The 23,060-nt window shown below is 70.8% G+C and carries 19 protein-coding genes and 1 rRNA gene; 14 read left to right on the forward strand and 6 right to left on the reverse strand.

What is annotated here, in order from left to right:
* Positions 1–37 precede the first annotated feature (37 nt).
* Positions 38–832 (forward strand): TrmH family RNA methyltransferase, encoded by a 795-nt coding sequence (locus FLP23_RS07625; protein WP_149325302.1) that lies wholly within the window; start codon positions 38–40, stop codon positions 830–832.
* 30 nt (positions 833–862) lie between these two features.
* On the opposite strand, the gene FLP23_RS07630 is transcribed toward FLP23_RS07625, so the two are convergent.
* A complete protein-coding gene (locus tag FLP23_RS07630; RefSeq protein ID WP_149325303.1) occupies positions 863–2,050 on the reverse strand; it encodes an IPT/TIG domain-containing protein in 1,188 nt (395 codons plus the stop codon).
* 139 nt (positions 2,051–2,189) lie between these two features.
* Between FLP23_RS07630 and pheS the strand changes: the two genes are divergently transcribed.
* Positions 2,190–3,236: a phenylalanine--tRNA ligase subunit alpha gene (gene pheS / locus FLP23_RS07635; protein ID WP_168200406.1), complete on the forward strand. Its 1,047-nt coding sequence runs from the start codon at positions 2,190–2,192 to the stop codon at positions 3,234–3,236.
* Positions 3,236–5,719: a phenylalanine--tRNA ligase subunit beta gene (gene pheT / locus FLP23_RS07640; RefSeq protein WP_149325305.1), complete on the forward strand. Its 2,484-nt coding sequence runs from the start codon at positions 3,236–3,238 to the stop codon at positions 5,717–5,719. Before pheS ends, pheT begins: the two co-directional genes overlap by 1 nt.
* A gap of 55 nt (positions 5,720–5,774) precedes the next feature.
* Here the strand turns inward: pheT and FLP23_RS07645 are convergent, their stop codons facing one another.
* The gene (locus FLP23_RS07645) at positions 5,775–6,389 is read right to left on the reverse strand and encodes a DUF937 domain-containing protein (RefSeq protein WP_149325306.1); all 615 of its coding nucleotides are present in this window, start codon (positions 6,387–6,389) and stop codon (positions 5,775–5,777) included.
* Positions 6,390–6,490: 101 nt separating this feature from the next.
* Between FLP23_RS07645 and FLP23_RS07650 the strand changes: the two genes are divergently transcribed.
* The 6 genes from FLP23_RS07650 (at position 6,491) to argF (ending at position 13,342) form a co-directional block, all read left to right on the forward strand.
* Positions 6,491–7,852 (forward strand): DUF2252 domain-containing protein, encoded by a 1,362-nt coding sequence (locus FLP23_RS07650; RefSeq protein ID WP_149325307.1) that lies wholly within the window; start codon positions 6,491–6,493, stop codon positions 7,850–7,852.
* Positions 7,853–8,090: 238 nt separating this feature from the next.
* Entirely contained in the window at positions 8,091–9,140 is a 1,050-nt protein-coding gene (argC, locus tag FLP23_RS07655; protein ID WP_149325308.1) for an N-acetyl-gamma-glutamyl-phosphate reductase, read from the forward strand.
* On the forward strand, positions 9,137–10,288 hold the full coding sequence (gene argJ / locus FLP23_RS07660) for a bifunctional glutamate N-acetyltransferase/amino-acid acetyltransferase ArgJ (RefSeq protein ID WP_149325309.1): 1,152 nt from the start codon (positions 9,137–9,139) through the stop codon (positions 10,286–10,288). Before argC ends, argJ begins: the two co-directional genes overlap by 4 nt.
* Positions 10,285–11,181, forward strand: a complete 897-nt coding sequence (gene argB / locus FLP23_RS07665; RefSeq protein WP_149325310.1) for an acetylglutamate kinase — start codon at positions 10,285–10,287, stop codon at positions 11,179–11,181. Before argJ ends, argB begins: the two co-directional genes overlap by 4 nt.
* Positions 11,178–12,413 (forward strand): acetylornithine transaminase, encoded by a 1,236-nt coding sequence (locus FLP23_RS07670; protein WP_149325311.1) that lies wholly within the window; start codon positions 11,178–11,180, stop codon positions 12,411–12,413. Before argB ends, FLP23_RS07670 begins: the two co-directional genes overlap by 4 nt.
* Positions 12,410–13,342 (forward strand): ornithine carbamoyltransferase, encoded by a 933-nt coding sequence (gene argF / locus FLP23_RS07675; protein ID WP_149325312.1) that lies wholly within the window; start codon positions 12,410–12,412, stop codon positions 13,340–13,342. Before FLP23_RS07670 ends, argF begins: the two co-directional genes overlap by 4 nt.
* 4 nt (positions 13,343–13,346) lie before the next feature.
* On the opposite strand, the gene FLP23_RS07680 is transcribed toward argF, so the two are convergent.
* Positions 13,347–14,024, reverse strand: a complete 678-nt coding sequence (locus FLP23_RS07680) for a DUF6264 family protein (RefSeq protein WP_149325313.1) — start codon at positions 14,022–14,024, stop codon at positions 13,347–13,349.
* Positions 14,025–14,087: 63 nt separating this feature from the next.
* On the opposite strand from FLP23_RS07680, the gene argH reads away from it, so the two are divergent.
* The 3 genes from argH to FLP23_RS07690 are packed head-to-tail and all read left to right on the forward strand — an operon-like array spanning position 14,088 to position 16,308.
* Positions 14,088–15,542, forward strand: coding sequence for an argininosuccinate lyase (argH, locus tag FLP23_RS07685; RefSeq protein WP_149325314.1), 1,455 nt, complete (start codon positions 14,088–14,090; stop codon positions 15,540–15,542).
* Positions 15,539–15,709 (forward strand): hypothetical protein, encoded by a 171-nt coding sequence (locus tag FLP23_RS12245; RefSeq protein ID WP_168200329.1) that lies wholly within the window; start codon positions 15,539–15,541, stop codon positions 15,707–15,709. The genes argH and FLP23_RS12245 overlap by 4 nt, the downstream gene beginning before the upstream one ends.
* Complete coding sequence (locus FLP23_RS07690) at positions 15,706–16,308, forward strand: DNA-3-methyladenine glycosylase (protein WP_210414028.1); 603 nt, start codon at positions 15,706–15,708, stop codon at positions 16,306–16,308. The genes FLP23_RS12245 and FLP23_RS07690 overlap by 4 nt, the downstream gene beginning before the upstream one ends.
* Here FLP23_RS07690 and FLP23_RS07695 read toward each other — a convergent pair.
* The 3 genes from FLP23_RS07695 to FLP23_RS07705 form a co-directional block, all read right to left on the reverse strand.
* Positions 16,295–16,864, reverse strand: coding sequence for a hypothetical protein (locus FLP23_RS07695; RefSeq protein WP_149325315.1), 570 nt, complete (start codon positions 16,862–16,864; stop codon positions 16,295–16,297). The genes FLP23_RS07690 and FLP23_RS07695 overlap by 14 nt on opposite strands.
* On the reverse strand, positions 16,861–17,484 hold the full coding sequence (locus FLP23_RS07700) for a DNA-binding protein (protein WP_149325316.1): 624 nt from the start codon (positions 17,482–17,484) through the stop codon (positions 16,861–16,863). The genes FLP23_RS07695 and FLP23_RS07700 overlap by 4 nt, the downstream gene beginning before the upstream one ends.
* Positions 17,485–17,570: 86 nt before the next feature.
* A complete protein-coding gene (locus FLP23_RS07705) occupies positions 17,571–19,454 on the reverse strand; it encodes a DUF2207 domain-containing protein (protein ID WP_149325317.1) in 1,884 nt (627 codons plus the stop codon).
* A 33-nt stretch (positions 19,455–19,487) separates the two neighbouring features.
* Between FLP23_RS07705 and tyrS the strand changes: the two genes are divergently transcribed.
* Together tyrS and FLP23_RS07715 are read left to right on the forward strand one after the other, a co-directional pair.
* On the forward strand, positions 19,488–20,798 hold the full coding sequence (gene tyrS, locus FLP23_RS07710) for a tyrosine--tRNA ligase (RefSeq protein ID WP_149325318.1): 1,311 nt from the start codon (positions 19,488–19,490) through the stop codon (positions 20,796–20,798).
* Positions 20,799–21,479: 681 nt separating this feature from the next.
* Positions 21,480–23,003 (forward strand): 16S ribosomal RNA (locus FLP23_RS07715).
* Positions 23,004–23,060 lie beyond the last annotated feature (57 nt).

Raw genomic sequence — 23,060 nt, forward strand, 5'->3', positions numbered from 1 at the left:
CGCCTTTCGCATGTGCCGCCATGGGTATGATCCACACGTGATCGACAACCCGCGCTCCCCGCGCGTGCGCGCCGTGGCGAAACTGGCCAAGCGCGCGGCCCGCGAGGAGACCGGGCTGTTCCTCGTGGAGGGGCCCCAGGCGTTGCGCGAGGCGCTGTCGTTCCATCCGGAGCTCATCGTGGACGTGTTCGCGACGCGCGGCGTGTTCGAGCGTCATCCGGAGCTCGGGCGGGGGCTCTCGGTGGCGGGTATCGAGGCGGAGGCCGTGTCGAACGCGGTGCTCGAGGCGATGGCCGACACGGTCACCCCGCAGGGTGTCATCGCGGTGTGCCGCCAGTTCCCGGTGACCATCAAGGACCTGCTGGCTCAGGGTGCGCGGCTGGTCGCGATCCTGGAGGAGATCCGCGACCCGGGCAACGCCGGCACGATCATCCGGGCCGCGGATGCCGCGGGGGCCGACGGCGTGATCCTCACGGGCAAGAGCGTCGACGCGTACAACCCGAAGGTGGTGCGTTCGACGACGGGGTCGATCTTCCACCTGCCGCTCGCGCAGGGCGGCACCCTCGAGCATGCGCTCCACGCGGTGCGCGCGGCGGGGATGCAGGTGCTCGCCGCCGACATCTCGGGGGAGGAGCTTCCGACGCTTCGCGGGGATCTTCCCCGCCCCACGGCGTGGCTGTTCGGCAACGAGGCGCATGGGCTCAGCGAGGCCCAGCTCGCGCTCGCCGACCGGGCGGTCAGGGTGCCGATCTACGGCCACGCGGAGTCGATGAACCTGGCGACCGCGGCGTCGGTGTGCCTCTACCAGAGCGCGTTCGCACAGCGCGATTGAGCGCGCCCCGGTTCCTCTGGTTCCTCCGGGTCATCCCAGGTAGAGGAACTTGGCGAGCAGCGCCTTGGGCGATGTCCCTGCCGGGGTGGTGACGTACACCTCGACGAGACGTGCCGACGGCACCCGCGGGGTGACGGCGCGCAGCGTGGTGGGCGACACGTACGTGACGGATGCGGCGGCGAGGGCGCCGAACGCGACGGTCGAGTCGGGGGTGAACCCGGTGCCGGTGATGGTCACCGTCGTCCCGCCCTTGCGGGGGCCGATGAGGGGCGCCACCTTCGTGACGGCCGGCGGGGTGGACGGCGGCTGGCTGAGGCTGAGTGAGACCGTTCCCAGGCCGAGGTAGAAGCCGCCGACCTGGATGAGGTAGCTGGCCCCGGCGGTGACCGGGATCGTCGTGATGGCGGTCGCCGTGCCCGGGTAGGGCTCGTGTCCGGAACTGCCCGGCCACGGGCAGGCGATCGGGTCGCCCGGGGGAAGCGCGTAGGGATACACGGCGAAGTCGACGGCGAAGTCGGACGCGCTCGCGTCGATCGTGACGACGCCGGTCGCGGGCGCGGTGAACCGGTAGAAGAGGTCGTTCATGATCGCCCGGTCTTCGGGGCTGCAGCCGTACGGCGCGACCAGTTCCGCATCCGTGCCGAAGGTGTCCGCGGTGGTCGTCGACGGCACGGCGAGCGTGATTGCCCCCGCCGGCGTGGTGTTGGGGATCGGCGGGAGCGCCGAGAGGAACAGCGTCGCCTCGGGGATCAGGCCGTCGCCGTCGTCGAGGGCGCCCACCTGGATGTAGAAGGTCTGGCCGGCTGCCGCCTGGAATGCGAAGCCCGGACGGTCGTTGCCGTCGCCGCAGGTGACCGAGCTCAGCGCGCCGAGGGACGCACCCGTGTAGACGTGCACGACACCGGTCTGTGCGTGGTAGTCGGTGATCGAGCCCCGGATGGTCTGCGCCGTGGGCGACGTGAAGCGATACCAGACGCTCGACGCGGCCGGGTAGAAGTACGAGGAGAAGTCGGGGTCGTGTTCGACGCAGGTGGTCGGTTCGCCCGGTTCGAGGGTGGCGTCGACGAGGTCGACGACGGTCCAGCCGAGTCCGACGTCGACGGCGTCGGCGAAGTCGTCGTTGCCGGGTGCCGCGGCCGCGGGCGTCACCGGGACGATGGCGAGGGCGAGGGCCGCGAGGAGGGCGGTGGAGGCGAGGAGGGGGCGACGAGCGGTCATGGCGGCACCTCGGGGTTGTGGGGGTGGGGGCGGTCATGACCGGGACACATCCGCGTGCCCCCCATTGTGGGGCCGTGCGGGTGGCCGGTCAACCTTTCGCGGTCGCGGCCGGCGTGGCGTGCACGCGCCGATAGACTCGATGTTCGTGTCGACCCCCAGTCCCATCACCGAGCAGGCCGTCGCCGAGGCGCTCGCGACCGCGCTCGCGGCGATCGGCGCGGCCGCCGATTCGTCGGCCCTGAAGGCCGCGCGCGCCGCGCATGCGGGGGAGGCCTCCCCGCTCGCCGTGCTGAACGGCGCCATCCGCGACCTCCCCGGCGACCAGAAGGCGGCGGCGGGCAAGCTCGTCGGCCAGGCCCGGGCGCAGCTGAATCAGGCGCTCGCGGAGGCGGATGCGCGCATCCTCGTCGCCGAGGAGGAGGCGCGTCTCGTCGCGGAGGCGGTGGACGTCACCGCGGTCGCGTCCCGCTGGAACCGCGGTGCCCGGCATCCGCTGTCGCTGCTCATGGAGCAGATGAGCGATCTCTTCGTGGCGATGGGCTGGGAGATCGGCGAGGGTCCCGAGCTCGAGCACGAGTGGTTCAACTTCGACGCCCTCAACTTCGACGAGGACCACCCGGCCCGCGCCATGCAGGACACCTTCTTCGTCGAGCCGGCGGAGCGGCACCTCGTGATGCGCACCCACACGAGCCCCGTGCAGATCCGCTCGCTGTTGAGCCGCCCGCTGCCGGTGTATGTCGCCGCGGTGGGCCGGGTGTACCGCACCGACGAGCTCGACGCGACCCACACCCCGGTCTTCCACCAGATCGAGGGCATCGCGATCGACAAGGGCCTCACGATGGCGCACCTGCGCGGCACCCTCGAGCACCTCGCGCGCGCCATGTTCGGCGAGGGCGCCCAGATCCGCCTGCGCCCCAACTACTTCCCGTTCACCGAGCCGAGCGCCGAGATGGACGTCTGGCAGCCGAACGCCAAGGGCGGCGCACGCTGGGTGGAGTGGGGCGGCTGCGGCATGGTGAACCCGAACGTGCTGCGTTCGGCCGGCATCGACCCGGACGAGTACCAGGGTTTCGCCTTCGGCATGGGCATCGAGCGCACCCTGCAGTTCCGCAACGAGATGAACGACATGCGCGACATGGTCGAGGGCGATGTGCGCTTCTCGCAGCAGTTCGGGATGGTGGTGTGATGCGGGTCCCGATCTCATGGCTCGGTCAGTGGGTCGACCTTCCCGAGGACGTGACCCTCGAGCACCTGCACGCCGCGCTCGTGAAGGTGGGCCTCGAGGAGGAGGACACCCACGGCTTCCCGCTCACCGGCCCGATCGTGGTCGGCCGGGTGCTGAGCGTCGAGCCGGAGCCGCAGTCCAACGGCAAGACCATCAACTGGTGCCAGGTGGATGTCGGCGAGGCGGAGCCGCGCGGCATCGTCTGCGGCGCGCACAACTTCGTCGCGGGCGACAAGGTCGTCGTGACGCTTCCCGGCGCCGTGCTGCCCGGTCCGTTCCCGATCGCCGCGCGGAAGACCTATGGACATGTCTCGGACGGCATGATCGCCTCCGCGCGCGAGCTGGGGCTCGGCGACGAGCACGACGGCATCCTGCGCCTCGCCTCGCTCGGCCTCGACCCGGAGCCCGGCACCGACGCGATCGCGTTGCTCGGTCTGGACGACGCGGCCGTCGAGGTGAACGTGACTCCGGATCGCGGCTACGCCTTCTCGATCCGCGGCATCGCGCGCGAGTACTCGCACTCCACGGGGGCCGCGTTCCGCGACCCGGCGGCGAGCATCGTGGCGCCCGAGGCGTCCGGATTCCCCCTCACCATCACCGACTCGGCGCCGGTGCGCGGCCGCGCCGGGTGCTCGGTGTTCTCCGTGCGGGTGGTGCGCGGCATCGACCCGACCCGGCCGACACCCCCCTGGATGTCGTCCCGGCTGCGGCTGGCGGGCATCCGCTCGGTGTCGCTCACGGTCGACATCTCCAACTACGTCATGCTCGAACTGGGCGCCCCGAACCACGCCTACGACCTCGCGAAGGTGGACGCGGGCGGCCTGGTGGTGCGTCGCGCGAATCCGGGCGAGAGCATCGAGACGCTCGACGGCAAGGTCCGCGCGCTCGATCCCGCTGACCTGCTGGTGGCCGACGCCGTGCGTCCGCTCGGTCTCGCGGGCGTCATGGGTGGGGCGTTCAGCGAGATCTCCGACACGACGACCGATGTGCTCGTCGAGGCCGCGATCTGGGATCCGGTGACGATCGCGCGCAGCGTGCGCCGTCACAAGCTGCCGAGCGAGGCGGCGAAGCGCTACGAGCGCGGCGTCGACCCGCGGATGGCGCCGCTTGCGACCGCCCGCGTGGCGCAGCTGCTCGTCGAGCTCGCCGGCGGCACGCTCGACACCGTGGGCGCCCTGTACGACGCCTCGGTTCCGCTCTCCCCGATCCGCCTCCCGCTCGACCGTGCGGCGGCCGTCATCGGCGTGCCGTACACGCGCGAGGAGGTGGTCGGCACGCTCGAGCTGATCGGCGCCGAGGTCGCTCTCGACGGGGAGGTGGCCACCGTGACGCCGCCGAGCTGGCGCCCCGACCTGGTCGACGACGTCTCGCTCGTCGAGGAGGTCGCCCGCATCACCGGCTACGACCGCATCCCCTCGCTGCTGCCGATCGCCCCCGCGGGTCGCGGGCTCACCGGCTCGCAGGCGGCACGTCGCCGGGTGGCGCAGACTCTCGCGGCGGCAGGTGCCACCGAGGTGCTCAGCTACCCCTTCGTGTCGGATGCGGTGGCCGAGCGCTTCGAGCCGGGCGCGGCATCCGTGCGGCTCGCGAACGCTCTCGACGCGCAGCTGTCGCTGCTGCGTCGCACCCTGCTGCCGGGGCTCGTGGAGACGGCGCACCGCAACCTCGCGCGCGGGCTCACCGATCTGGCCCTGTTCGAGCTCGGCACCGTGTTCCGGCCCGAGCCGGGGGTGGCGTACGGCACCGACTTCATCCCGCTGGGCGCGGTGCGCCCGGGCGACGACACCCTCGCCCGGCTCGGCGCCGGGATCCCCCCGCAGTCGCGTCGGGTCGCGGGACTGTTCCTCGGCGACGCGCTCGCCAAGCAGCCCGGGGTCGTTGCCGTGCAGGCGGGGATCGCGGATGCGCTCGACGCCGTGCAGCAGGTGGCGCTCGCGCTCGGGGTGGAGATCCGCGCGGTGCAGGGATCCCACCCCGCACTGCACCCCGGTCGCACCGCCGAGCTGCGTGTCGGCGAGGTCCCTGTCGGCCACGCGGGTGAGCTGCTGCCGTCGCTCGCGGCGGACTCCGACCTGCCGCGGCAGGTCGCGGTGTTCGAGCTCGAGCTTGATGCGCTCATCGCCTTCGGCGACCGCGACCGTGTCGCGACGCCGATCGGCACGCTCCCGGCGGCCACCCAGGACCTCTCGCTCGTGGTGGAGGTCGCGGTGCCCGCCGGCGCCGTGCGGGATGCGGTCGCGGAGGGGGCGGGCGCGCTGCTCGAGCACATCCGGCTGGTGGACGACTACCGCGGTCAGGGGGTGCCGGAGGGCAGCAAGTCGCTCACCTTCGCGCTGCGGTTCCGTGCCGCCGACCGCACGCTGACGGCCGCCGAGGCGACCGAGGCGAAGCTCGCCGGGGTGGCCCGTGCTGCCGAGCGTGTCGGAGCCACCCTCCGCGAGTAGCTGCACTCGGGCGGTCGAGGAGCGCCGCGCAGCGCGGCCCCTCGGGACCGCCGCCTCAGCGGCTCCCGCCGCCGAGCAGGCCGCCGAGGATGCTCCCCACGTCGAGCCCGCCGCCACCGCTCGAGCCCCCGGAACCGCCACCGAGCAGCCCGCCGAGGATGTCGCCGAGCCCGCCGCCGCCCCCGGGTGCGCCGCCGCCTCCGAGGAGTCCGCCCAGGGCATCCTCGATGCCGCCGGATGCCGGGGTGGTCGCGGACGACTGCCCGCCCTGTCCGAGGAACTTGTTGGCGAGCCAGCCGAGCACGATGGGTGCGACGATCGGCAGGATCTTGGCGATGATGCCGCTCGTCACGCCCGAGGAGGGGGAGGCGTCTGCGAGGCGTGCGGCGACCTGGTCGGTGTTGGCGCCGAACACGTGGCCGACGATCTTCTCGCCGTCGGTGGTGTCGATGTCGTCGAGCGCGCGCAGGCTCGGGAGTCCGCTGTGCTTCTCGAGCGCCTTCTCGAGGGAGGCGGCACCGGCCGGGTCGGCGGCGTTGGCCTGCAGCCCGCCGACGAGTCCCGGAAGCACCTTCTGCACGGCGTCTCGGGCGTCGTCGGGGTCGATCTCGAGCCGCCCGGCGATGTCGCCGATGGGGATCTGGGAGAGCAGATCGTCGAAGTCGGCCATGGGGGAGTCCTCTCCGTTGGGGGCTGGTGCGCCTCACTGTATGCCCGGGCGCGCTAGATTCACCAGCATCCCGATCCACTGGTGCCGGGTGAGGAGCGTGCATGGATCTGACGCACATCGACGGGGTCGACGTCCGCTCCGCGGCCGAGCTGCGCGCGGCGGGTCGGGCCCGCCGGGGCGAGCTGCCGCGGTCGGCGCACGCTGCCTTCCGGCCGTCGCCGAGGCGCGACCCGCTCGGCATCATCGACGCCCAGAACGTGGACCGGCTGCCCGAGCTGCTGCCGTTGCGCGCCGAGCGGATGCGGCAGAGCCCGTTCGCGTTCTACCGCGGCACGGCCGCCGTGCAGGCCGCTGATCTGCGCGACGAGCCGGTCTCGGGGGCGGCGGTGGTGATCGCGGGGGATGCGCACCTGTCGAACTTCGGGTTCTACCAGTCGCCGCAGCGGACCCTCGTGTTCGACATGAACGACTTCGACGAGGTCGCCGTGGCGCCGTGGGAGTGGGATGTGAAGCGATTCGTCACGAGCGTGGTGGTGGCTGCGCGGGCGAGGAATGCGGCCCCCGCGATCGTGGAGGAGGATGCGCTGATCGCGACGCGCTTCTATCGTAGGGCGATGCGCGCCTTCGACGCTCTCCCGCCGATCGAGCGCTTCTACCGCCGGATCGACTTGGACGCGGGCGGGCGGGTCCCACCGAGCCTCGTGGGTGTGGTGGACGAGGCGCGCCGGGCCGCGAAGCGCCGCACCTCGCAGCATGTGGTGGCGCGCACGACCGTGCTCGATGCGGACGGGCGGCGGGTGTTCGTCGACAACCCGCCCGTGCTGACGCATGTCGGCGACGACGTCCGTGCGGTGGTCGAGCGGCTGTTCGGGGAGTACCTGCTCACGACGCGTGCCGACATCGCCCTGCTGCTGTCGCACTACCGCATCGACGACATCGCCCGACGGGTCGTGGGCGTGGGCAGCGTGGGCACGCGGTGCTACATCCTGGCGTTCTCGGGGCCGGACGGCGAGCCGCTCGTCATGCAGGTGAAGGAGGCGGGCGACTCGGTCGCCTACAGTCACGGCGGCATGCCGGGCGCCGAGCTGCCGGGGGTGCGCGAGGGGCGCGCGATCGCCGAGGCGGGCTACCGCGTGGTGAGCGGGCAGCGCATCCTGCAGGCGGTGTCGGATCCGTTCCTCGGCTACCTCGAGAACGACGGCCGGGCGTTCTACGTGCGGCAGTTCCGCGACGGCAACTCCTCGGTCGAGATCGAGGCGCTCGACGAGGATGCGTTCCGCTGGTACGCGAAGGCCTGCGCGTGGGTGCTCGCCCGCGGGCACGCCCAGAGCCCGGCGCTGCCGTTCATCGCCGGCTACCTCGGCACGGGGGATGCCTTCGACCGCGCCATGGCGCAGTGGGCGCTCGCCTACGCCGACCGGGCCGAGGCCGACCATGCGGCCTTCGTGGCGGCGACGGGGTGATCTCGATACGCCGCTGCGCGGCTACTCGATCAGCGGGTGGGGCCGGTGCGCGGCGACTCGATCAGCGGGTCTGCTAGCCTCATGCGCATGGGTCAGCGGATCGTGGTCGAGAGCGTGCAGCTCCGTCGCGTCCGCCGCGCGCGCCGAATCTCGGCGACGTCGCGCCTGAGCTGATCCCCCGCTCGTTCGCGTGACGTCGCCGCCGCTGCCACGTCCCGTCGAACCCTAAGGTTGATCCATGCCCATCTCCGTCGCCGTCGCGGGCGCCAGCGGATACGCGGGTGGCGAGCTGCTCCGGCTGCTCGCGGCCCACCCCGAGTTCGAGGTGAACGTCGTCACGGCGCACCAGAACGCCGGGCAGCCGCTCTCGGCCGTCCACCCCCACCTGCGCAGCCTGCGCGACCTCGTGCTGCAACCCACCGACCCGGCAATCCTCGCCGAGGCGGATGTCGTCTTCCTCGCCCTGCCGCACGGCGCGTCAGGTGCGGTCACCGCCCGGCTTCCGGAGGACGTGCTCGTCATCGACTGCGGCGCCGACCACCGGCTCACCGACCCCGCCGCCTGGGACGCCTTCTACGGCGGTGACTACCACGGCGCCTGGAACTACGGCCTGCCCGAGCTGCTGCTCGACGGCGGTGCCACCAAGCAGCGCGAGAACCTCGTCGGCGCCACCCGGATCGCGGTGCCCGGCTGCAACGTCACCGCCATCACGCTGGGACTCGCCCCTGGCATCGCGGCGGGCGTCATCGAGCCCAACGACCTCGTCGCGGTGCTCGCCGTCGGCACCTCCGGCGCCGGCAAGTCGCTGCGGGCCGACCTCCTGTTCAGCGAGCAGTCCGGCTCAGCCGGCGCCTACGCGGTGGGCGGTGTGCACCGGCACACCCCCGAGATCGTGCAGAACCTGCAGGCGGCGGGCGGCGCAGGGGTCACCATCTCGTTCACGCCCGTGCTCATACCCATGTCGCGCGGCATCCTCGCCACCTCGACGGCACGGCTCGCCCCGGGCGTCTCCGCCACGGATGTGCGGGAGGCCTGGGAGGCGGCGTACGCGGGGGAGACCTTCGTGCAGCTGCTGCCGGAGGGCTCCTTCCCTCGCTCGGGCGACACGACAGGCGCCAACACCGCCCTCATCGGACTGACCGTGGACGAGAACGCCGGGCGGGTGGTCGTCGTCTCGGCGATCGACAACCTCGTCAAGGGCACCGCGGGTGCCGCCATCCAGTCCGCCAACCTCGCGCTCGGCCTGCCCGAGGCGACCGGCCTTCCCCAGAACGGAGTCGCCCCGTGAGCGTCACCGCCGCATCCGGATTCACCGCCGCCGGCGTCACCGCCGGCCTCAAGACCTTCGGCGGGCTCGACCTCGCGCTCGTCGTCAACGAGGGCCCCCTCCGCAGCGCCGCCGCGGTGTTCACGAGCAACCGCGCGAAGGCGAACCCGATCATCTGGTCGCAGCAGGTGATCGCCGACGGCACCGTGAGCGCCATCGTGCTCAACTCGGGCGGGGCGAACTGCTTCACCGGTGCCGAGGGCTTCCAGACCACCCACGCCACCGCCGAGGCGGTCGGCGAGGATCTCGGCGTCTCGGCGGGCGACATCCTGGTGTGCTCCACGGGGCTCATCGGCGAGCAGCTCGACCGCGCGAAGCTGCTGGCCGGGGCGCACCTCGCGGCCGTCGAGCGCACCGCGAACGGCGGCGCGGACGCCGCGCGTGCCATCATGACGACCGACTCGAAGCCCAAGACCGCCGTCGTGCGGCGCGGCGGCTGGACGATCGGCGGCATGGCGAAGGGTGCCGGGATGCTCGCGCCGGGCCTCGCCACGATGCTCGTCGTCATCACCACCGATGCCGTGCTGCTTCCCGCCCAGCTCGACGCCGCGCTGCGCCAGGCCACCCGGGTGAGCTTCGACCGGCTCGACTCGGACGGCTGCATGTCCACCAACGACCAGGTGACCCTGCTCGCGAGCGGTGCGTCCGGCGAGGAGCCGGAGCCCACCGAGTTCACCGCGGCGCTCGTCGAGCTCTGCCAGGATCTCGCCCGCCAGCTGCAGGCGGACGCCGAGGGCGCCAGCCACGACATCGCCATCGAGGTCGTGGGCGCCGCGGACGAGGACGACGCCGTCGAGGTGGGTCGCGCCGTGTCGCGCAGCAACCTGTTCAAGGCGGCCGTGTTCGGCAACGACCCCAACTGGGGCCGGGTGCTCGCCGCGATCGGCACCACGGCGGCCGCCTTCGACCCGTACGAGGTGGACGTGTCGATGAACGGCGTGCGGGTGTGCGCCGCGGGCGGGCCCGACCGGCCGCGCACCGAGGTCGACCTGCGCCCGCGTGAGGTCCACGTGCTCATCGACCTGCACGCCGGATCTGCGCACGCCACCATCCTCACCAACGACCTCACCCACGACTACGTGCACGAGAACAGCGCCTACGCCTCATGAGCATGGAAGAAGCGTCCGTGAAGGCCGCGACCCTCATCGAATCCCTGCCGTGGCTGCTGCGGTTCGCCGGGCGGATCGTGGTGGTCAAGTTCGGCGGCAACGCCATGGTGGACGCCGAGCTGCAGCGCGCCTTCGCGCAGGACATGGTCTACCTGCGCTCGGTGGGGCTCAAGCCCGTCGTCGTGCACGGCGGCGGCCCGCAGATCTCGGCGATGCTCGACCGGCTCGGCATCCCGAGCGAGTTCCGCGGCGGCTACCGGGTGACCACCCCCGAGGCCATGGAGGTCGTGCGGATGGTGCTCACCGGCCAGGTGAGCCGCGAGCTCGTCTCGCTCATCAACGAGCACGGCCCGCTCGCCTCGGCGATCTCCGGGGAGGACGCGGGGCTGTTCCAGGCGCGCAAGCGCGGGGCGCTCGTCGACGGCCCCGACGGTGAGAAGACGCTCGTCGACATCGGCCTCGTCGGCGATGTCGTCGAGGTCGACCCGGCCGCCGTGCTCGCCATGATCGAGGCCGGGCGCATCCCGGTGATCTCGTCGATCGCCCCCGACATCGACGTGCCGGGTCAGTCGCTCAACGTCAACGCCGACTCGGCGGCGGCGGCGCTCGCGGTCGCGCTCGGCGCCGAGAAGCTCGTGGTGCTGACGGATGTCGCCGGCCTCTACCGCGACTGGCCCAACCGCGACTCGCTCGTCTCGCACCTCACGCGCGACGAGCTCGCCGAGCTGCTGCCGGGTCTCGAGTCGGGCATGATCCCCAAGATGGCGGCATGCCTCGAGGCGGTCGACGGCGGGGTGCCGAAGGCGGCCATCATCGACGGGCGGCGTCCGCACTCGGTGCTGCTCGAGATCTTCACGGATGCCGGGATCGGCACGGAGGTGGTGCCGGCATGACCGATCCCCGCTGGTCGAATAGCTCGCGCAGCGAGCGTATCGAGACCACCGACTCGTACGTGGAGCTCTTCTCGCGCGTCATCATGAAGTCCGCCCCCGCGCCGCTCGCCGTGCTCACGCGCGGCGAGGGCGCCCGGGTGTGGGATGTCGACGGCACGGACTACCTCGACTTCCTGGCCGGCATCGCGGTCAACGCGCTCGGTCACGCGCATCCCGTGTTCGTGGAGGCGGTGAGCCGCCAGGCAGCCACCCTCGCTCACGTCTCCAACCTGTTCGCGACGCAGCCGCAGCTCGAGCTCGCGGAGCGGCTCGTGCGCCTCACCGGCGGCGACCGGGTGTTCTTCTGCAACTCGGGCGCCGAGGCGATCGAGGCGGCCGTGAAGCTCGCGCGCCTCACCGGGAAGCGCCGCATCCTGGCGCTCGAGAACGCCTTCCACGGCCGCACCATGGGCTCGTTGAGCCTCACCGGGAAGCCCGCACTGCGCGGGCCCTTCGAGCCGCTGCTGCCGGGGGTGGAGCATCTGCCGTCGACGATCGAGGCGCTCGAGCAGGCGCTCGCCGGGGGAGATGTGGCGGCGCTCGTCGTCGAACCCATCAAGGGCGAGGCGGGCGTCGTGGAGCTTCCCGAGGGCTACCTGAAGGCCGCGCGCGAGCTCACGGCGACGCACGGCGCGCTGCTGATCCTGGACGAGATCCAGACCGGCGCGGGTCGCACGGGCGACTGGTTCGCCTTCCAGCACGAGGGGATCGTCCCGGATGCCATCGCGCTCGCGAAGGGCATCGGCGGCGGCTTCCCGATCGGCGCATTCGTCACCTTCGGGGCGGCGTCGGAGCTGTTCGGACCCGGCCACCACGGTTCGACCTTCGGGGGCAACCCGCTCGCCGCCGCCGCCGCCAACGCGGTGCTCGGCGAGATCGAGCGCGCCGGTCTCGTCGAGAACGCCCGCATCCGCGGGGCGGAGCTGCGTGCGCGCATCCAATTGCTCGGCTCGCCGCTCATCACCGACATCCAGGGTCGCGGCCTGTTGCTCGGGATCGGCCTCGCCGAACCCGTCGCCGGCATCGTCGCCCGCCGCGCGCTCGACGCGGGACTCATCGTCAACCCGGCGAGTGAGAGCCGCATCCGCCTCGCGCCGCCGCTCATCATCGGCGACGACGAGCTCCACGAGTTCACCCGCAAGTTCGCCGACGCCCTCGACATCCTTCCCACCGACCACGGAGCACCCGAATGACCCGCCACTTCCTGCGCGATGACGACCTGAGCCCTGCCGAGCAGGCCGAGATCCTCGATCTCGCGGCCGACATCAAGGCCGACCGCTGGGGTCGCACACCGCTCGAAGGTCCGCAGACGGTCGCCGTCATCTTCGACAAGTCGTCCACGCGCACCCGGGTGAGCTTCGCGGTCGGCATCGCCGACCTCGGCGGCAGCCCGCTCATCATCTCCACCGCCAACAGCCAGCTCGGCGGCAAGGAGACCCCCTCCGACACGGCGCGGGTGCTCGAGCGGATGGTGTCGGCGATCGTGTGGCGCACCTACGCGCAGTCGGGCCTCGAGGAGATGGCCGCCGGCACCCGGGTCCCGGTCGTGAACGCCCTCTCCGACGACTTCCACCCCTGCCAGCTGCTCGCCGACCTGCTCACCATCCGCGAGCACAAGGGCCAGCTCGCGGGACTCACGGTCGCGTTCCTCGGTGACGGCGCGAGCAACATGGCGCACAGCTACCTGCTCGCGGGCGCCACCGCGGGGATGCATGTGCGGGTGGCGAGCCCGGCCGAGTTCAGCCCGACGGCATCCGTCGTCGAGGACGCGGCGCGCCGCGCCGAGCAGACCGGGGGCTCGGTGACCGTCACCGACGACCCGCGCGCCGCCGTCGCGGGGGCCGACGTCGTCGTCACCGACACCTGGGTGTCGATGGGCAAGGAGGAGGAGAAGGCGCACCGCGTGGCCACCTTCGGCGGCTATCAGGTGACGACCGAGCTCATGACGACTGCGGCGTCCGACGCGATCTTCCTGCACTGCCTCCCCGCCGACCGCGGCTACGAGGTCGCCGCCGACGTGATCGACGGCCCGCAGAGCGTCATCTGGGACGAGGCGGAGAACCGCCTGCACGCCCAGAAGGCGCTGCTGGTGTGGCTGCTGGAGCGCGCCGCGGCGGTGTGACGCGTCAGGCGTTGGTGAGCGAGCCGATGAAGTTCGGGTCGCTCAGCAGCACACCGTAGAGCGTGCCCCAGAAGATGATCGCCGCGATCACGCCCGCGACGAGCGGGATCCAGAACACCACGATCCTGCGCTTGATGAGCAGCGGGATCGAAAGGCCGACCGCGAGGAGGTACAGCACCACATGGCTGATCGCGATGATGGCCGCACCCGACCCGACGGTGCCGTTCCAGTCGTAGCCCTGCGCGGCGAGCGACTCGCGCAGCAGGTCGACATCGGTGAGCGCGACCGCGTAGAGCAGCCCGAGCCCGAGGCCGCCGAGTCCGAGCACGAGCAGCACGATCGTGAGCACGAGATCCCAGGTGCGGCGGCGGCGAGGCGCGGCGACCGCACCGTAGCCGGGCTGACCGTAGACGGGCTGCGCGTTCTGGGCGTAGCCGGGTGCCGGGGCGTAGCCGGGAGCCTGGGGGTAGCCGGGAGCCTGGGGGTAGCCCGGAGCCGCGGGGGCCGGGGTCGCGGGGGCCGGGGTCGCGACGGGCGCCGCGGGCTCGACCGGTGCGACAGGAACCTCGGGTGCGGCGGCGGGCGCCGGCTCGACGGGGGCGAACTCGCCGAACTGCGGCGCGGGTTGGGCCTGCGGGGCGGGCGGAACGGGCGGGACGTCAGGAGTGTTCGGCTCGGACATGGGGCCACCCTAGTGGCCCGGCGCGACTTCTAGACTGATTGCGACACGAGGAGACGAGAACCGATGGCATCAGCCGCCACCCCCGACGGGCTCGGGAGCGACGCGACGGGAACCGACGCCACGGCGGGCGGCGCGAGCCTCTGGGGAGGCCGTTTCGCGAGCGGTCCCTCGCCCGAGCTCGTGGCACTCAGCCGCTCCACGCACTTCGACTGGGCGCTCGCCGGGTACGACCTGCAGGGCTCCCGCGCGCACGCCCGCGCGCTCGCCGCCGCGGGATACCTCAGCCCGGACGAGCTCACGCGGATGCTGGAGGGTATCGAGGTGATCGACCGCGGCATCCGCGACGGCGTCATCCGGCCGCTGCCCGACGACGAAGACGTGCACTTCGCCCTCGAACGCGAGCTCGTGGCCACCGTGGGCGCCGAACTCGGCGGCAAGCTGCGCGCCGGCCGCAGCCGCAACGACCAGATCGCCACCCTCATCCGCCTGTACCTGCTCGACCACGCGGGCCGCATCGGCCACCTCCTCGTGCAGCTCGTGGATGCGCTCGCCGCCCAGGCATCGGCGCACCCGGATGCCGTGATGCCGGGACGCACCCACCTGCAGCATGCCCAGCCGCTGCTGCTGGCGCACCAGCTGCTCGCGCACGCCTGGCCGCTCGTGCGCGACCTGGAGCGGTTGCGCGACTGGCGGGCCCGCGCGACCGAGTCGCCGTACGGCGCCGGCGCGGTCGCGGGCGGGGCGCTCGGTCTCGACCCCGTGGCGATCGCGCACGAGCTCGGGCTCGGGCATCCCATGCCCAACTCGATCGATGCCACCGCGAGCCGTGACGTGGTCGCCGAGTTCGCCTACATCGCGGCCCAGGTGGGCATCGACCTCTCGCGGCTCGCGGAGGAGATCATCATCTGGAACACCCGCGAGTTCGGCTTCGTGCGGCTGCACGACGGCTACTCGACCGGGTCGTCGATCATGCCGCAGAAGAAGAACCCCGACATCGCGGAGCTCGCGCGCGGCAAGTCGGGCAGGCTCATCGGCAACCTCGCCGGCCTCCTCGCGACGCTCAAGGGCCTTCCGCTCGGCTACAACCGCGACCTCCAGGAGGACAAGGAGCCAGTCTTCGACTCGGTGCAGACCCTCGAGGTGCTGCTGCCGGCGTTCACCGGGATGGTCGCGACCCTCGAGTTCGACCTCGAGCGCCTCGCCGAGCTCGCCCCGCAGGGCTTCTCGCTCGCCACGGATGTGGCCGACCACCTGGTGCGCCATGGGGTTCCGTTCCGGGAGGCGCACGAGATCTCGGGCGCGCTCGTCCGGTTCTGCGAGGCGGAGGGGCTCGAGCTGGACGAGCCGAGCGACGCGCAGTACGCGGCCATCGATCCGCGGCTCACCGGTGACGTGCGGGCCGTGCTCACGGTGCGCGGCTCGATCGCGAGCCGCGCGGGCGTCGGGGGCACCGCGCCCGAGCGGGTGGCGGAGCAGTTGGCGGCGCTCGCCGCACGAGTTCAGGAGGTCACGACATGACGCTGTCCGGCAAGGGCGATCCCCGGGAGCGCCGCGAGCACGCGAAGAACTACCGCCACGAGGTGGACGCGAAGCGCCCCTGGCTCTTCCCGGTGCTCATCGGCGCTGCGGTGCTCGTGGTGGCCGCGGTCGTCGTCTACGCGCTGCTCACGGGGGTCGGCGCCTGAGTCTCCTCGCGGAGCTGCTGTCGCATCCGGCCGACGAGGTCGCGCCGCTGCTGCTCGGCGCCCGTCTCACCGGTCGCGGTGTCGCCGTTCGGCTGACGGAGGTCGAGGCGTACCTCGGCGCGACGGATCCGGGATCCCACGCGTTCCGTGGCATCACGCCGCGAACCCGCACCATGTTCGGCGAGCCGGGACACCTCTACGTCTACTTCAGCTACGGGATGCACGTCTGCGCCAACATCGTCTGCTCGCCGCCGGGCACCGCGAGTGCGGTGCTGCTGCGCGCGGGAGAGGTGGTCGACGGGATCGAGCGGGCGCGCGAGCGCCGTCTCGCGTCGCGGCAGGATGTCGACCTCGCCCGCGGTCCGGCACGCCTCACCCGCGCCCTCGGCATCGTGCTGGGCGACGACGCTGCGGCGTTGGGCGGCGACCCTTTCGCGCTTGAGCTGCCGGGACGTCCCGCGCCCGTCGCGGTCGGCCCGCGCGTGGGCGTCTCCGGCGCGGGGGGCACGGATGCGTTCCCGCTGCGCTTCTGGATCCCGGGCGACCCGACCGTGTCGGCGTATCGCGCCGCGACCCGCCGGTCGGTCAGGCCGCGGTGACGACCGCGAGCACGGCGCAGGCGCCCGCCCAGATCATGCTCGCGAGGGTGCCGATGATGAACCGCTCGCGGGCGGTCGCCGAGTCGAGCTCCGAGAAGCGGCCGAGGCCTTTCACGGCGATGAGCGCCACGACCACCTCGGGATGCCCGACGGCGACCGATCCGATGATCGCGAGCCGCTCGAGGTAGCCGATCGTGGTGCCGCCGCGGAGCACCTCGCGTGGTTCCTCCGAGCCGTCGTGCGCGATGAGGATCCCCCCGTGCGCGCCGCCCGCGACCGTCCCGCGGGTGGCGGCGTCGAGCACCTGCGCCGTGAGCGGATTGCCGCCGATCACGCCGATCGCCGCGATTCCGATGGCGAGAGTCACCCCGAAGCCGTGCGGCTCGGGCAGGGGATCGATCCCGAACGCCGCGAGCAGCAGCCCGCCGGCGACCGGCACGATGCTCAGCAGCGCGAGCGGGCGCCGTCGCAAGCGGATGGCGAGCGCGGCGGCCACGACCCCGCCGACGATCACGAGCAGGGCGAACGCCCAGAACAGGTAGCTGAGCACGGTCATCGGGTCTCCTTCCGGCCGGCGGACGCATCCGCGAGCTCGAGCAGTTCGGTGAGCGCGGTGCGCGCGGCGGCATCCAACCGCAGGCCTGCGGCGATCGCCCGTTTGCTGGCGGCCTGCGGCGTGATGCCGAGCCGCTGGGCGGCCTCCACCTGGGTGAGTCCGGCCTCGACGAGATCGTGCAGCTCCCAGCCCTCCGGGGAGCGCCTGTCGCGCAGCTGCAGCAGCAGCTCGAGCGAGGTCTGCACGGTCGCCGCGCTCGGACGGATGCCGTCCGCGCCGCCCGCGACGGCCGCCCGCAGGGGGCGTTTCTTGGCCGACTCCACGGCCGCGCGCGCCGCCACGAGCGCGGCGCCGTTCGCGGTGCGGGTGGGGCCGACGAGCGGCGCATCCATCTCGCCGATGCCGATGCCGACGCTCCATCGTCCGGTGCGCGCGAGCGCGAGCGCGAGCGCGAGCGCCGTCGCGGCATCCGCGGTGAGCGCCTGCACCTCGTCGCCCGCGGTGCGGTCGGGGGGCAGGCTGAGTCGCTCGCCCCCGACCCGGGTCACGAGCGCCAGCCCCTCGTCGCCGAGCGCGGGGCCGTGCCGGCTGTCGACCTGATCCGCGGTGATCGCGAACATGACACCTCCGTCGTCAACCGTACAAGGATGATTCTCCATTGATCAAGCCGTGATGCTAGATCGCGGAGAGATCATGCCTGCAGGGATCACCAGCCGCCTCCTCCGCCACCGCCGCCTCCTCCGCCGGAGAAACCGCCCCCGCTCGATCCGCCCGAGAAGCTGCTGCCCCCCGAACTCGACCACGACGACGACGTGCTCGGTGGGGGAGTCGTCGCGAAGCTCGCCGCCGCGTAGCCCGCCGCAAAGGAGCCGAGGTTGAGGGCGCCGACCGTCGAGGCGATCTCGCTCGGCGTCGTCGCATAGAGGGTTCCGAGCTCGCGCTGCCACTGATCCTCGATGCCGAAGATGATCGCGTAGGGGAGCAGGCGCTCGTTGAGCCGCACGACCGCCTCGCGGTCGCCGGTGTCGATCGGGGTGCGCTCCGCGCCCTCCGGGCTCTGCAGCACCCGGATGCGGTCCGCCTCCGCCAGCTGCAGATACTCGCGGATGCCGTGCAGGTGCTCGAGAGCGAGCGCGCCCTGCCGGGTCAACCGCTCGGGGGCGCCCGCGAAACCGAACACCACCATCCCCCCGATGATCACGACGGCGAGCTGCAGGAACAGCCACCCCGGATCGGCGTCGTTGGCCGTCGCCCAGAAGCCCACCACGACGGCGGCGAGACCGTTCGCGAACAGCACGAGGCGCGTGACCGTCGTCACGGGCGTCGCGCGGGTCGCGCGGTAGTCGCGCGACACCGCGGTGCGCACCTTCGCGACGAGGGCGGCCAGGCGATCGCCGAGCTTCTGGTCGCTGCGGTCGAGATCGACCTTCGCCCCCTGCTTCGTGCTGCCGAAGATCGAGGCGACCGCGATCGCGTCGTCCTTGTCCAGACCGGAAGGATCCAGCAGCTCGAGCCGGTAGCGCTCGTCGCGGCCGGCATCCTCCCCGCGGTCGATGAGCCGGGCCGCGCGGGCGACCACGAGCTGCACGAACTGCGCCGGCAGCCCCTTCGACTCGCGACCCAGCAGCTGTGCCGCCTCCATGACGCCGAGCTCGGGGTAGGGCTCGTACTGGGCGATCACGACGCCGCGCCCGCGAGCATCGCGGAACACGAAGATCCGCAGCCAGAGCACCACGAGGAGCGCCGCCGCGAGCACGCCGAGCAGCACCCACGGCACGACCCGCACGAACCAGGAGTCGGAGGGGAGCGGCCCAGGACGGAAGGTGCCCGGCGCGAACGCGATCGACCAGGTGACCGTCTGGTAGGGCTGCAGCTCGGCCACCTCCACCGCGAAACCGTCGGGGGTCGTGGTCAGCTCGCACGGCGTCGTGCCGCCGTAGATGCCGGCGTAGCAGGCCGCCGCCCCCGTCGTCGCCTCCTGCAGCTCCGGGGTGAGGTGCAGGCGTGCCGTCACCTCCGCGATCGGCTGCGCCCAGCCGTCGCCGTTCAGATCCCAGTAGAACTCGTCCACGCCGGTGTCCTCGAAGGTGCCCACCACGTGACGCATGGTGTACTCGATCACGTAGCTCTGCAGGCCGTGCACGTAGCTGTCGGACGAGCCGATCCGCAGCACGCGGAACGGCTCGCCGTACAGGCCCTCCGAGTCGTACGTGGTGAACTGTCGGGCCGCGCCCGTCTCGTCCCGCACCGAGAGGACCCGCAGCTCGAGGTCCACCTGGCCGTAGCTCATCGGCAGGGCGCGTTCGATGCCGTGGTTCTGCCCGATCTGCTGGAAGTCGGCCACGATCGTCTCCACGACGTGCAGCGCCGAGAAGCCGGTGGCGTCACGACTGAGGCGATACTCGATGTCGAACGAGGGGATCGTGAAGTCGTTCACGTCGGCACGCATCGTCGGCGCCGCGGGCGGCGGAGGTGCGCTCGCCGACGCGGATGCCGGGACGGCCGACACGGCCACGGCGGCGATCGCGAGCACGGCGGATGCCAGCATCCGGAGGCCCCGGAGGTGGTGACGATGGCGGTGGTGGCGCACGGGGCGAGCCTAGCGAGGCGGTAGCCTGGCCCGGTGCCCGCAACCGAGCTTCTGAGCGCGCAGCGCAACGATCCGTCCTTCCCGAACGTGTGGGAGGAGCTCGTCTGGCGCGGGCTCGTGCATGTCTCGACCGATGCGGACGCGCTGCGGGAACTGCTCGCCGGACCGCCCATCGTCTTCTACTGCGGCTTCGACCCCACCGCCCCGAGCCTGCACCTCGGCAACCTCGTGCAACTGCTCACGATGCGTCGCATCCAGCTCGCCGGGCACCGGCCGCTCGGGCTCGTGGGCGGATCGACCGGACTCATCGGCGACCCGCGGCCCAGTGCGGAGCGCACCCTCAACACGAAGGAGACGGTCGCCGAGTGGGTGGGCTACCTGCGCGGGCAGATCGAGCGCTTCCTCGCCTTCGACGGCGACAATGCCGCCCGGATCGTCAACAACCTGGACTGGACCGCCCCGCTCTCGGCGATCGACTTCCTCCGTGACATCGGCAAGCACTTCCGGGTGGGCACGATGCTCAAGAAGGATGCCGTCGCGGCGCGCCTGAACTCGGACGCCGGCATCAGCTACACCGAGTTCAGCTACCAGATCCTGCAGGGGATGGACTTCCTCGAGCTGTACCGCAGCTACGGCTGCGTGCTGCAGACCGGCGGCTCCGACCAGTGGGGCAATCTCACGAGCGGCACCGACCTCATCCACCGTGCCGAGGGGGTGAGCGTGCACGCGATCGGCACGCCGCTCATCACCAACTCGGACGGCACCAAGTTCGGCAAGAGCGAGGGCAACGCCGTATGGCTCGATCCCGAGCTCACGAGCCCGTACGCCTTCTACCAGTTCTGGCTCAACACCGACGATGCCGACGTGATCGACCGGCTCAAGGTGTTCAGCTTCCTGACGCGCGCCGAGCTCGAGGCGCTCGAGACGGCGGTGCGCGAGGAGCCCTTCCGGCGGGAGGCGCAGCGCACCCTCGCGCGGGAGGTGACCACGCTCGTGCACGGCGCCGCGGCGACGGATGCCGTGATCGCGGCGTCCGAGGCCCTGTTCGGGCAGGGGGATCTCGCGGCGCTCGATGCGCAGACGCTCGCCTCGGCCATCGCCGAGCTGCCGAATGCCGAGCTCACCGCGGACGCGCTCGTCGCGCAGGCACTCGTCGACACCGGGCTCAGTACGAGTCTCTCCGACGCGCGCCGCGCGATCGCCCAGGGCGGCGTGTACCTCAACAACGCGAAGGTCGACGACGAGGCCGCGACCCTCGGGGGCGCCGCCCTCGCCGGCGGTCGTGCGGTGCTGCGACGGGGCAAGAAGACCCTCGCCGGACTGACGATCACCGCCTCTCGCTGATCGAGTGGCCGCGCAGCGGCCCACCTCTCGCCGATCGAGTAGCCGCGCAGCGGCGTATCGAGATCCCCGTTCCCGACGCCCAGACGGGCGTCGGGAACGGCGTCGCGGCGAAGGCCAGAAATGGCCTCCGCTCCCAGCTCCAGCGCGCGACACGCCCGGGATGCGGGCGCGATTTGGCACCGCGCCGGATCCCACGTAATGTCTTCCTTGTTCGCCCCAAAGGGAAGAGCGGAGAGGCCGGAAGGCCCCGCCCCCTCAAGCGGGAACAAGCCCCTTCTGAAGAAGCAGAACTAGTGTCTGCCGGCCTTCGGGTCTAGGATGGGGAGCCACCCTTGTGGACCGCGGTCGTCGACTTGCGTGAGGAGCTTCGCTCCAGCGCGTCGACTTGACAGACGGAACGAGGGGGTTAGGATAGACAAGTTGCCCTGGCAGCGATCCGGAGACGGAGAGCACCAGGCGCGTCCGATCCTTGAGAACTCAACAGCGTGCACTATGTCAAATGCCAAAAACCTCGACGTCTGATCGCGAGATCAGACAGAGATTCCTTTGGATTGACGGATTGTCAGTAGACGATCCTTTCAGTCAGATCAACTCGTGCGATCGACCGTTTTCCCGGTCGTGAGCGCAACGGTTCTGCCGGCTCCGCTGTGTCTTCGGACACGGGAGTCGTGCTACCAAACCTTTACGGAGAGTTTGATCCTGGCTCAGGACGAACGCTGGCGGCGTGCTTAACACATGCAAGTCGAACGGTGAAAGAGGAGCTTGCTCCTCTGGATCAGTGGCGAACGGGTGAGTAACACGTGAGCAATCTGCCCCGAACTCTGGGATAAGCGTTGGAAACGACGTCTAATACCGGATACGACGCGCGAAGGCATCTTCTGCGCGTGGAAAGAATTTCGGTTCGGGATGAGCTCGCGGCCTATCAGCTTGTTGGTGAGGTAATGGCTCACCAAGGCGACGACGGGTAGCCGGCCTGAGAGGGTGACCGGCCACACTGGGACTGAGACACGGCCCAGACTCCTACGGGAGGCAGCAGTGGGGAATATTGCACAATGGGCGCAAGCCTGATGCAGCAACGCCGCGTGAGGGACGACTGCCTTCGGGTTGTAAACCTCTTTTAGTAGGGAAGAAGCGAAAGTGACGGTACCTGCAGAAAAAGCACCGGCTAACTACGTGCCAGCAGCCGCGGTAATACGTAGGGTGCAAGCGTTGTCCGGAATTATTGGGCGTAAAGAGCTCGTAGGCGGTTTGTCGCGTCTGCTGTGAAAACCCGAGGCTCAACCTCGGGCCTGCAGTGGGTACGGGCAGACTAGAGTGCGGTAGGGGAGAATGGAATTCCTGGTGTAGCGGTGGAATGCGCAGATATCAGGAGGAACACCGATGGCGAAGGCAGTTCTCTGGGCCGTAACTGACGCTGAGGAGCGAAAGCGTGGGGAGCGAACAGGATTAGATACCCTGGTAGTCCACGCCGTAAACGTTGGGCGCTAGATGTGGGGACCATTCCACGGTCTCCGTGTCGCAGCTAACGCATTAAGCGCCCCGCCTGGGGAGTACGGCCGCAAGGCTAAAACTCAAAGGAATTGACGGGGGCCCGCACAAGCGGCGGAGCATGCGGATTAATTCGATGCAACGCGAAGAACCTTACCAAGGCTTGACATATACGAGAACGCTGCAGAAATGTAGAACTCTTTGGACACTCGTATACAGGTGGTGCATGGTTGTCGTCAGCTCGTGTCGTGAGATGTTGGGTTAAGTCCCGCAACGAGCGCAACCCTCGTTCTATGTTGCCAGCACGTAATGGTGGGAACTCATAGGAGACTGCCGGGGTCAACTCGGAGGAAGGTGGGGATGACGTCAAATCATCATGCCCCTTATGTCTTGGGCTTCACGCATGCTACAATGGCCGGTACAAAGGGCTGCAATACCGTAAGGTGGAGCGAATCCCAAAAAGCCGGTCTCAGTTCGGATTGAGGTCTGCAACTCGACCTCATGAAGTCGGAGTCGCTAGTAATCGCAGATCAGCAACGCTGCGGTGAATACGTTCCCGGGCCTTGTACACACCGCCCGTCAAGTCATGAAAGTCGGTAACACCCGAAGCCGGTGGCCCAACCCTTGTGGAGGGAGCCGTCGAAGGTGGGATCGGTGATTAGGACTAAGTCGTAACAAGGTAGCCGTACCGGAAGGTGCGGCTGGATCACCTCCTTTCTAAGGAGCTTCTGGACGCTTCGGCGTCCCAGAGCCACAACCGAGGCGAATGTCCTC

This window comes from Protaetiibacter larvae, from assembly GCF_008365275.1.
GTDB lineage: Bacteria > Actinomycetota > Actinomycetes > Actinomycetales > Microbacteriaceae > Homoserinibacter > Homoserinibacter larvae.

Excerpts from the sequence above, each read along its gene's own strand:
- FLP23_RS07670 (WP_149325311.1), top strand. The coding sequence starts at position 11,178 with ATGACCGATCCCCGCTGGTCGAATAGCTCGCGCAGCGAGCGTATCGAG.
- FLP23_RS07645 (WP_149325306.1), bottom strand. The coding sequence starts at position 6,389 with ATGGCCGACTTCGACGATCTGCTCTCCCAGATCCCCATCGGCGACATC.
- argB (WP_149325310.1), top strand. The coding sequence starts at position 10,285 with ATGAGCATGGAAGAAGCGTCCGTGAAGGCCGCGACCCTCATCGAATCC.
- FLP23_RS07695 (WP_149325315.1), bottom strand. The coding sequence starts at position 16,864 with ATGACCGTGCTCAGCTACCTGTTCTGGGCGTTCGCCCTGCTCGTGATC.
- FLP23_RS12245 (WP_168200329.1), top strand. The coding sequence starts at position 15,539 with ATGACGCTGTCCGGCAAGGGCGATCCCCGGGAGCGCCGCGAGCACGCG.
- argC (WP_149325308.1), top strand. The coding sequence starts at position 8,091 with ATGCCCATCTCCGTCGCCGTCGCGGGCGCCAGCGGATACGCGGGTGGC.
- FLP23_RS07650 (WP_149325307.1), top strand. The coding sequence starts at position 6,491 with ATGGATCTGACGCACATCGACGGGGTCGACGTCCGCTCCGCGGCCGAG.
- argF (WP_149325312.1), top strand. The coding sequence starts at position 12,410 with ATGACCCGCCACTTCCTGCGCGATGACGACCTGAGCCCTGCCGAGCAG.
- FLP23_RS07700 (WP_149325316.1), bottom strand. The coding sequence starts at position 17,484 with ATGTTCGCGATCACCGCGGATCAGGTCGACAGCCGGCACGGCCCCGCG.
- pheT (WP_149325305.1), top strand. The coding sequence starts at position 3,236 with ATGCGGGTCCCGATCTCATGGCTCGGTCAGTGGGTCGACCTTCCCGAG.
- argH (WP_149325314.1), top strand. The coding sequence starts at position 14,088 with ATGGCATCAGCCGCCACCCCCGACGGGCTCGGGAGCGACGCGACGGGA.
- FLP23_RS07680 (WP_149325313.1), bottom strand. The coding sequence starts at position 14,024 with ATGTCCGAGCCGAACACTCCTGACGTCCCGCCCGTTCCGCCCGCCCCG.
- FLP23_RS07630 (WP_149325303.1), bottom strand. The coding sequence starts at position 2,050 with ATGACCGCTCGTCGCCCCCTCCTCGCCTCCACCGCCCTCCTCGCGGCC.
- pheS (WP_168200406.1), top strand. The coding sequence starts at position 2,190 with ATGTTCGTGTCGACCCCCAGTCCCATCACCGAGCAGGCCGTCGCCGAG.